This window comes from Cyanobium sp. BA20m-14 (assembly GCF_024346295.1).
Genome location: NZ_JAGQCR010000105.1, coordinates 1 through 10,576 on the forward strand (window position 1 = coordinate 1; position 10,576 = coordinate 10,576).

Genomic DNA, 10,576 nt, shown 5'->3' on the forward strand with positions numbered 1-10,576 from the left:
TTGAAACAAGGCGACCGAAAAACCCAAAATGCAAGGGCTGGGCAGCGGTGCGACTCGGAGAGCAATTGAAATCAATGGCAGTTTCTGTTAAATAAGGCAGAAAACGAGAATCGGAACGCTTAGTCGCGGCATCAAGTTGAGATGCCGTAAAACGACTGCAACCTATTAACTCACTTGCATTTTTTAATGCCAAAAGGAACCACTTTGACCAAGTGCGCTGCTCTGATTTGTCTGCAGATGTGTGATGATGATGAATCCGACGCGTTCCAGGCCCGGCCAGCAACCAGACTAACCCCGTAAGTCTTCCCTGACCGTTTGTATATATAATGTCCCAGTGTTTTGCGCGAAGCTTAGTGAACTTAAAGAGCAGCCACGTCACCTTTGAGAGCCCAGAAGCTCGCCCCGTGGAGACAGACTGCTCAATCAGGTAGATACCTGAAACTATTAAGCGCTGACGCCATGCTGCCGATAGAGAATTGCTTGTTGTTACGAGGGTTACGCTCGAGCCTGAAGCCGAGATTGCCTCTGCAACAAGACAGACATGCCTTTCCAACCCGCCGTAGGGAGACATTTGAGGCGAGTAAATTAAAAGATTCATTGATCGTCAAGCTCTTATAAAGGTAGCAAACAAAACGGCCGACCATAAAACCATTTGCATTTTGGCTCAAGTCTCCTGCCAGGGCAAGCGGTATAAATTATTTCAAAGCTGAGCTCCATGTTGACTCAGGCTGGGGATGGGTTGATTCTTGGGATTTTGCAACTTAAAGACCGTGCAGAATCCTTTTTGTGAATCTCTCTAGTTCAGGTAAGGCAGGCTTTGGCGACCAAGCAAGCTAGGTAGCAGGCCTTAAGACCTCCATAGGACAGTCTCTATTAAGGAATTTTGGCGCTCGCGGCTGCATGGGTCGCATGCATCCCGCCCAAACAAACATGTCGACGCCAACATAAGCGAGTGGCTGATGTAATTCTTGCAATACTTTTTTGGGAGTACTTCTAAACCCGCAGGGTATCGAGCACCGAGCGATCCTCCAGGGTGGAGGTGTCGCCGCTCACCTCCTGGCCGGCGGCCAGGGCCCGCAGGATCCGGCGCATGATCTTGCCGCTGCGGGTCTTCGGCAGGGCATCGGTGAACCTGATCAGATCCGGCCTGGCGATCGGACCGATCTCCTTGGCCACGTGGGCGCGAAGTTCGGCCATCAGAGCTTCATCGCCGCTGCGGCCTCCCTCCAGGCTGACAAAGGCCACGATGGATTCCCCCTTGAGCTCATCGGGGCGGCCCACCACGGCGGCCTCGGCCACGGCCGGATGGCTCACCAGGGCACTCTCGATCTCCATCGTTCCCAGCCGGTGGCCGCTCACGTTGATCACGTCGTCGACGCGGCCCATCACCCAGAAGTAGCCGTCAGCGTCGCGGCGGGCGCCATCACCGGCGAAGTAGAGCCAGCTGCCGTCGGCGGGGCGGATCTCCTCCCAGTAGCTCTTTTTGAAGCGCTCGGGATCGCCGTGCACCGTGCGGAACATCCCCGGCCAGGGCCGCCGGATCGCCAGGTAGCCGCCCTGGTCAGCCGCCTGGGACACGCCATCGTGATCGACGATGTCGGCGCTGATGCCCGGCAGGGGCAAGGTCGCCGAACCGGGTTTGGTGGGGGTGGCGCCGGGCAGGGGGCTGATCATCACGCCGCCGGTCTCGGTCTGCCACCAGGTGTCCACCACCGGGCAGCGGTTGCCGCCGATCACATCGCGGTACCACATCCAGGCCTCAGGATTGATCGGCTCCCCCACGGTGCCGAGGATGCGCAGGGAGCCCATGTCGTACTGGTCCGGCACCTCACGGCCGCTCTTCATGAAGGCGCGGATCGCTGTGGGCGCGGTGTAGAAGATCGTGCAGCGGTGCTTCTGGATCACCTCCCAGAAGGCGCCCGGCTTGCTCGGCCGCGGTGCCCCCTCATACATCACCGTGGTGGCGCCGGCCGACAACGGCCCGTACACGATGTAGCTGTGGCCGGTGATCCAGCCCACATCGGCGGTGCACCAGTGGATGTCGTCTTCGCGGATGTCGAAGATCCACTGGAAGGTGAGGTGGGCCCAGAGGTTGTAGCCGGCGGTGGTGTGCACCACCCCCTTGGGCTTGCCGGTGGAGCCGGAGGTGTAGAGCACAAACAGGCGGTCTTCGCTGGCCATGGGTTCGGCCAGGCAATCGGTGCCCTGGCCCTCCACCAGCTCATGCCACCACTGGTCGCGGCCGGCGGTCATGGCGCACTCCCCACCAATGCGCCTTACCACCAGCACCTGCTCGACGCTGGGGGCACCCCCATTGGCGGCCAGGGCCTCATCGACGGCTGGTTTCAAGGGCACGGGCTTGTCCTTGCGGAAACCGCCGTCGGCGGTGATCACGAGCTTGGCCTCCCCGTCGATCAGCCGGTCGCGCAGGGCATCGGCCGAGAAGCCGCCGAACACTACCGAGTGGGGGGCACCGATGCGGGCGCAGGCCAGCATGGCGATCGCCGCCTCGGGAATCATCGGCATGTAGAGGGCTACCAGGTCGCCCTTGCCAACCCCCAGGGCCTTGAGGGCGTTGGCCGCCTTGGCCACCTCGGCGTGGAGCTGGCGGTAGGTAAAACTGCGGCTGTCGCCAGGTTCCCCCTCCCAGATCAGGGCCGTCTTCTCGGCCCGGGGGCCCGCCAGGTGCCGGTCGAGGCAGTTGTAGGCAAGGTTGGTGGTGCCGCCCTCAAACCACCTGGCGAAGGGCGGGTTGCTCCAGTCGAGCACGCTGTGGAAGGGTTCGAACCAGTGCAGCTCGCTGCGGGCCAAATCCCCCCAGAAACCATCGGGATCGGCCTCAGCCTGGGAGCAGAGGGCCTGATAAGCCTCGAGGGAGCCGATGCGGGCCGACGCCGCCAGGGCCTCCGGCGGCGCGAAAAGACGCTGCTCCTGCAGCACCGATTCGATCGTTGACCCGGTCGTGGCATCAGGCATCGATCCAGCAGGCAAAAGGGCACTGGACGTATTAAAAGCGCGCGTTGGCGGGCGGTACAGCAACATGGAGGGATGGGTTTACCAGCCGCCTGCCTGTTCGATCTCGACGGCCTGCTGCTCGACACCGAACCGCTGCACAGCCAGGCCTGGCTGGAGGCCACCTCTGCCTACGGCCTGATTCTGGCAGCAGATCAGCTGTTGGCGCTGCGCGGTCGCCGTCGCCTCGATTGCGCCGAGCAGGTGCGCAGCTGGATCGCCCAGGCGGATCTGGTGCCGCCTTCGTGCGAGGCCCTGCTGGCGGTGCGCCAACCGATTGCCGAACAGCTGATGCGCCAGGTGCCAGCCATGCCTGGGGCCCAGATGCTGGTCGAGCGTTGCATCGCCCAGGCCATCCCAGCGGCCTTGGTGAGCAGCAGCAGCGCCGCTGCCGTCGCCCACAAGAGCGGGCCCCATGGCTGGATCGCCCTGCTGGATACCAGGGTTCTTGGCGATGATCCGGATCTTGGCGCCGGGAAACCAGCCCCAGATCCCTACCTGCTGGCAGCCCGGCGCCTGGGGGTAGATCCGGCCGCCTGCTGGGCCTTTGAGGATTCACTGGCCGGTGCGCGCTCGGCCCAAGCTGCCGGCTGCTTGGTACACGTGCTGTTGCCGGCTGAACAGCAGCTAGCGGTGGGGCTCAAGCCCCAACTGCCGGCAGGGTGCACCCTCCTGCAGAGCCTGGAGCAGGTGAAATTCAGGTGATCTGGACGAGACTGATTAAAAAAGCCTGCTCAGCACAAAATCAGGCAGGGCCTTGAGGGCCCGGCTGGCTTCCGAAACGGGCAGCCAGCCCAGGGCAAGGCCCGCTTCCCGGGCGAAGCCCTCGGCCAGGGCCCGGGAGCGGGGAATCGCCTCACAGCTACGCACCAGCTCGAGTGCCTGTTCGAGGTCGCCGGCCTGGCTGAATTCACGCTCAATCAAGCCAGCTAGGGCCGGCCGCTCCTCGAGGGCGTAGAGAGCTGGGGCGGTGAGGTAGCCGGAAGCCAGGTCGCTGGCAGCTGGCTTGCCCAGTTGCTCGTCGTCACCGGTGAAGTCGAGAATGTCGTCGACCACCTGGAAGGCCAGACCCAGCTGGCGACCGAAGCGGTAGAGCTCATTGAGCTGGGGGGCGGGCAGTGCCGAGAGCACACCGGCGGCTCGGGCACTGTTGGCGATCAGGGAGGCGGTTTTGCAGTAGCTCTTCTCGAGGTAGGTCTCGAAGCTCTGGCCGGTGTCGTAGCGGAACAGGCCCTGCTTCACTTCGCCGTCGGCCAGATCCATGATCACCCGGCTGAGCAGCTTCACCACCTCCAGGTCATCGAGGTTGGCCAGGTGCCAGCTGGCCTGGGCAAAGAGAAAATCCCCCGCCAGCACCGCCACCCGGTGGTTGAAGCGGCTGTGCACGGTGTCCACCCCACGGCGGGTGGCGGCCCCGTCCACCACGTCGTCGTGCACCAGGGAGGCCGTATGGATCATTTCGGTGATCTCGGCCAGGCGCCGGTGGCGCGGGCCCAGCTCCCCATCGCTGGCCACAGCCCGGGAGAGCAGCAGCACGATGCCGGGGCGGAGGCGCTTGCCACCGGCAGAAAAAAGGTGCTCGGCGGCGGCCTGGAGTATGGGGTGACCGGCCCCGATCAGGCTGCGCAGATCGGCCAGCAGGGCATCTAGGTCAGCCTCAACGGGCTGGAGCAGCTCTGCAACCGTTGCCACAACACCTCCGCCGTGAATTGATCCTAGGAGGCTCAAGCCACCGATCGCAGATCCACCCGCTCCACAGCGGGCCGGTAGCCCAGCCAGCGGCTGGCCGCTTCAGCAAAGGCTCCTGCCTGGCCGCTGACGCAGACCCGGGTGCGCAGGGCAGGGGGCACCACCTCCACCCCGCCGAGCTCCCCCTCGGGCATGCCACCCATGCTGGCCAGCAGGGGCCCCAGGCGCCGCACGGCAGACGCCGCCGGATCGACCAGGCGCACGTGGGGCGGCAACAGCCCGGCCAGCAAGGACCTCAACATCGGGTAGTGGGTGCAGCCCATCACCACGGTGTCGACCCCCGCCGCCAGCAGGGGCGCCAGGTAGGCAAGGGCCTCCCTTTCGAGGGCTGGATCCTGCAGATCCCCCGCTTCAATCAACGGCACGAAGGCCGGACAGCCCACCTCCAGCACCTGGGCATGGGGGTGGCAGGCATGGATCGCCCGGCGGTAGGCGCCGCTACTGGCCGTGGCCGGGGTTGCCAGCACGCCGACGCAGTCGCTGTCCAGCTCGGCCGCGACGCTGTCGATCAGGCCCACCACCGGCACGCCAGCCTCCGCCACAGCCACATCTAGGGCCAGGGCATTGGAGGTGTTGCAGGCCATCACCAGCACGCCCACCTGCTGGTGCCGCAGCCAGGCCACCACCTCTGCGGCGATGGCGCGGATATCGGCCGCGCTGCGCTGGCCGTAGGGCACCCGGGCCGTATCACCCAAATAGAGGCAGGAGGAGTGGGGATAGCGCTCCTGCAGCCGGCGCAGAACCGTGAGCCCGCCCAGGCCGCTGTCAAAAAGGCCCACCAAGGCGCTCATCGGCTCTCCCGCAGGGCATTGAGAACGCCTGCAGAGAGGGCCAGGGCCATGCGCCGGCGAAAGCTGGCATCGGCGAGGCGGCGGGAGTCGATCGCACCGGTGAGGAAGCCCATTTCCACCAGGGCCGAGGGCATCACGGTGCGGCGAATCACGAAAAAGCGCCCGGTGCGCACGCCCCGATCCGGGCTGCCCGGCGAGATGGCCAGCATCTGTTGCTGAAGGGCCGCCGCCAGGCGCCGGGCTGATGCTCCTGCCCCCTCAAAATAGAAGGTTTCGATCCCGTTCACATCGGGGCGAGCCATGCTCAGCGCATTGGCATGGACGCTCACAAACAGGTCGGCGCCACTGCTATTGGCCAGGCTCACCCGGGGCGGCAGGTCCACATCCACCTCCGAGGTGCGCGTCATCAGCACCTGCACGCCCCGGGCCTGCAGCAGCCTGGCCATCTGCAGACAGATATCCAGCACCACATCGGTTTCCCGTAGCCCACCAATACCGACCGCGCCAGGATCGGGGCCGCCATGGCCGGGATCGATCACCACCTTGAAGCGGCCCCTGGGCACCACGGGCAGGCCGTCGGCCGAAAGGGGAGTACCGGACGTGGGGAACGGGATCTGGGCCAAAGGGGCACTGGAAACGGCATCCAGATCGCCCTCGCCGAGGGCAGGCCCGGTCTGGTTGGCCAGGCCGGGGAGCTCCATGCGCCAGCGGTCGCGGGCTGTGCCCACCAGGCGCAGGCCGGCGGGTTCCAGCTGGGTGCCCGGGGCGAATTCGAGCACGAGGCGGGTGGTGAGGCCATCGGAACCGCCGATGCGCACCTCGCGCAGGGCTCCACCGCCCCGCAGGGTGCGGGAGCGGGAGGGGGCCCCGGGCAGATCCACCCAGACTCTCGGCCCCCGCAGCCCCGTGCCGGCCTCAAAGAAGGCCTGGGGGCGCACGTCCAGGGCGGTGCGCAGCTCTAGCTGGCCCGCCCTGGTAACCCGCCAGGCGGCCAGGGAGGAGGCCCAGGCGGGCAGATCGGCCAGAACCACAGCGAGGGCTGTCAGGGCCGCTGCCCAGAATGCTGGTTTTGACTTGACTCGACCGGACCAGCGCATCAAGACCTAGCGCATCAAAAAGTTCAGAACAGGGCCGGGCGGCGATGCTGGAGGCTGGGCATCTGGGCCCGCACCCGGCCGCCATGGCCCGCATCGATCGGCGCCACCGCCGATCCCACCGCCACCCCGGCGTCAGCCAGCACGGTGCCCCAGGGGTCGATCACCAGGGAGTGGCCGTGGCACTGGCGCCGGCCGTAGTGGAGGCCCGTCTGGGCGGGGGCGACCACATAGGCCGTGTTTTCGATGGCCCTGGCCTGCAGCAGCACCTGCCAGTGGTCCTTGCCGGTGAAGGCCGTGAAGGCGGCGGGCACCATCAGCACCTCCGCCCCGGCGCCGGCCAGATGGCGGTAGAGCTCCGGGAAGCGCACGTCGTAACAGATCGAAAGGCCGATGCGACCCAGGCCCGGCACCTCCACCACCGGCGGCAACTGGCTGCCGGGCTGCACCGTCAGGGATTCGCGGTAGGTGTTGCCATCCGGCAGATCCACATCGAAGAGATGGATCTTGTCGTAGCGGGCCAGCAGCTGGCCCTCGGTGCCCACCAGCTCGGCGCGGTTGAAGGTTTTACCCGCTCCGGCCGGCACAGGGAAGCCCCCGCCCAGCAGGGTCACCTGGTAGCGGCGGGCCATCGTGACCAGGAAGCGGCTGCAGCGCTCCGCCAGGGCCGGGGCCAGCTCAAGGCGACGGCTGTCCTCGCCCATGAAGGCAAAGTTTTCAGGTAGGCCCACCAGCTCGGCGCCGCGGCGGGCGGCCAGCTCGATCTGTTCTTCGGCCGCCACAAAATTGGCATCCGGATCCGGGGTGCTGGTGAGCTGCACAGCTGCCGCCAGAAAACTGCCCACCGAATGCCCAGACCGAACGGCCGAACTGTAAGGGAAATGGCCGAATCGGCCAGGCCCCCACGCAGGGCCATCAGCTGGCCTTCAGCACGCCGGGTTCGGCCTGGAAGGGCACGATCTGAAGGCTGTCGACAGAGGCGCAACAGGCAAAATCGGCGTCGTGGTTGCCAATGCCCATCAGGCGCTGGCCGTGGCTGGCGGCGCGCAGACATCCTTCGGTGTCCTGGGCCCACTGGTGCCAAACCGCCAGGGCCACATACATTTCATCGTTGGCGATGCGGGCCGGCCTCTGGCTGGCCGCTGAGATGGTGAGCAGGGCAGCGGCCACGGCCCCCGCCGCGAGGCTGTCTTCAAGGGAGTAATCCCCTTCCCAGCCACTGCCCACAATCCATACCTTTTCACATTGCTTCTGCCAAAGGCTGGTTGCCACGGCGGTGCGATTGGGCAGGCAAGCGGTGAGAAGCAGGGGCACGGCTTTCACCGCTGCCAAGGAGCGGGTGCCGTTGGTGGTGCTCATGAAAATTCGCTTGCCTGAAACCAGCTCCGGCGTGATCGCAACCGGAGAATTGCCCAGGTCATAGCCATCGATGCGTTTCCCCCCCCGCTCCCCTGCCCGCAAACGGGATTGCTCAGGCCAGGCACTAGCCGCTGCTTCGAGTTTGGCCAGATCGGCAAAAGCCTCAACGGCCTCCGCACCTCTCTCGAGGGAAAAGGCAATGGTGGTGGTGGCGCGCAGCACGTCGATCACGACGGCGGCATCGGGGCCTCCCTGGGCAGGGGGCACCACCTCGGGAACCGTTTCTGAAGTCGCGAAGTAGGAGATCTGCACCGGCACCGCCAGGGGAGGGTGCGCCACAGTAGGAAGCACCGGTCAAACCTGATGGCAGCCACGGCGCCCCCCCAGCGCAGCCGCCGAGATCTACGCGGCTTTATTGAGCTCCTCGAATCCCGAGGCGCCCTGCGCCGGATCAGCGCTCCGGTGGATCCGGATCTGGAGCTGGCGGCGATCGCCGATCGGGTGCTGGCCGCCGGCGGGCCGGGATTGTTGTTTGAAAACGTGATCGGCTCGTCGATGCCGGTGGCCGTGAACCTGCTCGGCACCCAGGAGCGGGTGCTCTGGAGCCTGGGCATGGAGCAGCCCGAAGAGCTCGAAGCCCTGGGCGAGCGGCTGGCCCTACTGCAGCAGCCCCGTCCTCCAAAGGGGGCCCGGGAGGCGGTGCGCTTTGGCTCGGTACTGCTGGATGTGCTCAGGGCCCGGCCCGATCTCGATCTCACTCCACCCTGCCGCCAGCAGGTGTTTAAGGGGGAGGCGGTGAACCTCGATGCCCTACCGCTGCTGCGCCCCTGGCCCGGAGATGGCGGCCGGATCATCACCTTGGGGCTGGTGATCACCAAAGACCCCGAAACCGGCACGCCGAATGTGGGCGTGTACCGGCTACAGCAGCAAAGCATCAACACCATGACGGTGCACTGGCTGAGCGTGCGCGGCGGTGCCCGCCACCTGCGCAAGGCCGCAGCCATGGGCAAGAAATTGGAGATCGCCATCGCCATTGGCGTGCATCCGCTGCTGGTGATGGCGGCGGCTACCCCGATTCCGGTGCAGCTGAGCGAGTGGCTGTTCGCCGGGCTCTACGCCGGTGAGGGCGTGCGCCTGGCGAGGTGCAAAACGGTGAACCTGGAGGTGCCCAGCCACAGCGAGGTGGTGCTCGAAGGCACGATCACTCCGGGCGAAGAACTGGCTGATGGCCCCTTCGGCGACCACATGGGCTTCTACGGCGGCGTGGAGGATTCGCCCGTGGTGCGGATCCAGTGCGTCACCCAGCGGCGCAATCCGATTTACTTCACCACCTTCAGCGGCCGGCCCCCCAAGGAAGACGCGATGCTGGCCATTGCTCTGAACCGGATCTACACGCCGATCCTGCGCCAGCAGATCCCGGAGATCGTTGATTTCTTCCTACCGATGGAGGGGCTCAGCTACAAACTGGCCGTGATCGCTATCGATAAGGCCTACCCGGGCCAGGCAAGGCGGGCGGCGTTGGCCTTCTGGAGTGCCCTGCCCCAATTCACCTACACCAAGTTTGTGGTGGTGGTCGACAAGGCGATCAACATCCGCGATCCGCGCCAAGTGATCTGGGCAATCAGCGCCCAGGTGGATCCGCAGCGGGATTTGTTTGTGCTCGAAAACACTCCATTTGACACACTCGATTTCGCAAGCGAAAGGCTGGGGCTGGGCGGGCGCCTGGCGATCGATGCCACCACCAAGATCGGGCCGGAAAAACGCCACCCCTGGGGCGAGCCCCTGGGGCGACCAGAGGAGCTGGAGGCACGCATCGATAGCCGCTGGGCTGAGCTGGGGCTGGCCGATATCGGCTCCAGGGAACCCGATCCGGCCCTATTCGGCTACACCCTCGAAAACGTGCTGGAGCGGCTGGCAAGGCAGAACTGATGCTCAGCAAGCAGGCAAACCATGCTCTCAAGGCCCTGCTAGAACTGGCCGCAGACCCCGGCCGCTGGCGCTCCACCCATGAGCTGGCCATCGCCCAGCAATTGCCAGAACCGATGCTGGAGCAAATCCTGCTGAGCCTGCGCCGGGCCGGTCTGCTGGTGGCCAGAAGGGGGCGACTGGGGGGGTATCAATTGGCTGAGCCGCCGAGGGAGATCAGCATTGCCGCCGTGCTCGCCGCAGTGGGTGAGCCAATGTATGAACATAAGCAGCGGTCAGGCTCGAGGCCGTCATCGCCGGCAGAGCAGGTGACTTTCGGCTTGCAGCGCCGGCTTGAGCGAGCCCAGCAAATGGCACTCGAGCAACTCAACCTGGAGGAATTGCTATTTGATCTGCAGAGCGCCGCTACGGGAGTCGAGGGGGGGCAGGGGCTGCTGCTGGGCTAGGGCGGATTGATGGAGAGGCAGAAAATAGTGTAGGCCAACATTAGTGAACAAATAGATAGAAGCCTCTGGAATAAAAAATCAAATATATCATTACTCACCCATGAATTAAGGTCCCTGGCAGAAGGGGTAAAACAAGAGAATTGCGTCATGAGACAATCATAGCCAACTAGTTACGAGTAAGCCTGAGCTAATCCGAGCG

General features: G+C 65.1%; 10 protein-coding genes. 3 read left to right on the forward strand and 7 right to left on the reverse strand.

Annotated features, from left to right (window positions below; translation table 11 throughout):
• Nucleotides 1-598 (reverse strand): glycosyltransferase (locus KBZ07_RS10690; RefSeq protein ID WP_315860161.1); only part of this gene is annotated, 598 nt, incomplete at its 3' end.
• Nucleotides 599-993: 395 nt separating this feature from the next.
• Nucleotides 994-2,976, reverse strand: coding sequence for an acetate--CoA ligase (gene acs / locus KBZ07_RS10695; RefSeq protein WP_254931601.1), 1,983 nt, complete (start codon nucleotides 2,974-2,976; stop codon nucleotides 994-996).
• Nucleotides 2,977-3,048: 72 nt separating this feature from the next.
• On the opposite strand from acs, the gene KBZ07_RS10700 reads away from it, so the two are divergent.
• Nucleotides 3,049-3,717: an HAD family phosphatase gene (locus KBZ07_RS10700; RefSeq protein WP_254931602.1), complete on the forward strand. Its 669-nt coding sequence runs from the start codon at nucleotides 3,049-3,051 to the stop codon at nucleotides 3,715-3,717.
• A 15-nt stretch (nucleotides 3,718-3,732) separates the two neighbouring features.
• On the opposite strand, the gene sds is transcribed toward KBZ07_RS10700, so the two are convergent.
• The 5 genes from sds to KBZ07_RS10725 all read right to left on the reverse strand — a co-directional run bounded on the left by sds (nucleotide 3,733) and on the right by KBZ07_RS10725 (nucleotide 8,317).
• Entirely contained in the window at nucleotides 3,733-4,704 is a 972-nt protein-coding gene (gene sds, locus KBZ07_RS10705; RefSeq protein WP_197150445.1) for a solanesyl diphosphate synthase, read from the reverse strand.
• A gap of 32 nt (nucleotides 4,705-4,736) precedes the next feature.
• On the reverse strand, nucleotides 4,737-5,552 hold the full coding sequence (murI, locus tag KBZ07_RS10710; RefSeq protein WP_254931603.1) for a glutamate racemase: 816 nt from the start codon (nucleotides 5,550-5,552) through the stop codon (nucleotides 4,737-4,739).
• Nucleotides 5,549-6,649 carry an N-acetylmuramoyl-L-alanine amidase gene (locus KBZ07_RS10715; RefSeq protein ID WP_254931604.1) on the reverse strand — a complete coding sequence of 367 codons (1,101 nt, stop codon included), beginning with the start codon at nucleotides 6,647-6,649 and terminating at the stop codon, nucleotides 5,549-5,551. The genes murI and KBZ07_RS10715 overlap by 4 nt, the downstream gene beginning before the upstream one ends.
• Before the next feature lie 23 nt (nucleotides 6,650-6,672).
• Nucleotides 6,673-7,491, reverse strand: coding sequence for a carbon-nitrogen hydrolase family protein (locus KBZ07_RS10720; RefSeq protein WP_197150451.1), 819 nt, complete (start codon nucleotides 7,489-7,491; stop codon nucleotides 6,673-6,675).
• Nucleotides 7,492-7,561: 70 nt separating this feature from the next.
• On the reverse strand, nucleotides 7,562-8,317 hold the full coding sequence (locus KBZ07_RS10725) for a 2-phosphosulfolactate phosphatase family protein (protein WP_254931607.1): 756 nt from the start codon (nucleotides 8,315-8,317) through the stop codon (nucleotides 7,562-7,564).
• A gap of 51 nt (nucleotides 8,318-8,368) precedes the next feature.
• Here KBZ07_RS10725 and KBZ07_RS10730 point away from each other — a divergent pair, with 51 nt between their 5' ends.
• Both KBZ07_RS10730 and KBZ07_RS10735 read left to right on the forward strand, forming a co-directional pair.
• A complete protein-coding gene (locus tag KBZ07_RS10730; protein WP_254931605.1) occupies nucleotides 8,369-9,934 on the forward strand; it encodes a UbiD family decarboxylase in 1,566 nt (521 codons plus the stop codon).
• Nucleotides 9,934-10,377: an Rrf2 family transcriptional regulator gene (locus KBZ07_RS10735; protein WP_254931606.1), complete on the forward strand. Its 444-nt coding sequence runs from the start codon at nucleotides 9,934-9,936 to the stop codon at nucleotides 10,375-10,377. The genes KBZ07_RS10730 and KBZ07_RS10735 overlap by 1 nt, the downstream gene beginning before the upstream one ends.
• Nucleotides 10,378-10,576: the final 199 nt, after the last annotated feature.

Coding starts and splice junctions, on each gene's coding strand:
- acs (WP_254931601.1), bottom strand. CDS start 2,976: ATGCCTGATGCCACGACCGGGTCAACGATCGAATCGGTGCTGCAGGAG.
- KBZ07_RS10700 (WP_254931602.1), top strand. CDS start 3,049: ATGGGTTTACCAGCCGCCTGCCTGTTCGATCTCGACGGCCTGCTGCTC.
- murI (WP_254931603.1), bottom strand. CDS start 5,552: ATGAGCGCCTTGGTGGGCCTTTTTGACAGCGGCCTGGGCGGGCTCACG.
- KBZ07_RS10715 (WP_254931604.1), bottom strand. CDS start 6,649: ATGCGCTGGTCCGGTCGAGTCAAGTCAAAACCAGCATTCTGGGCAGCG.
- KBZ07_RS10730 (WP_254931605.1), top strand. CDS start 8,369: ATGGCAGCCACGGCGCCCCCCCAGCGCAGCCGCCGAGATCTACGCGGC.
- KBZ07_RS10735 (WP_254931606.1), top strand. CDS start 9,934: ATGCTCAGCAAGCAGGCAAACCATGCTCTCAAGGCCCTGCTAGAACTG.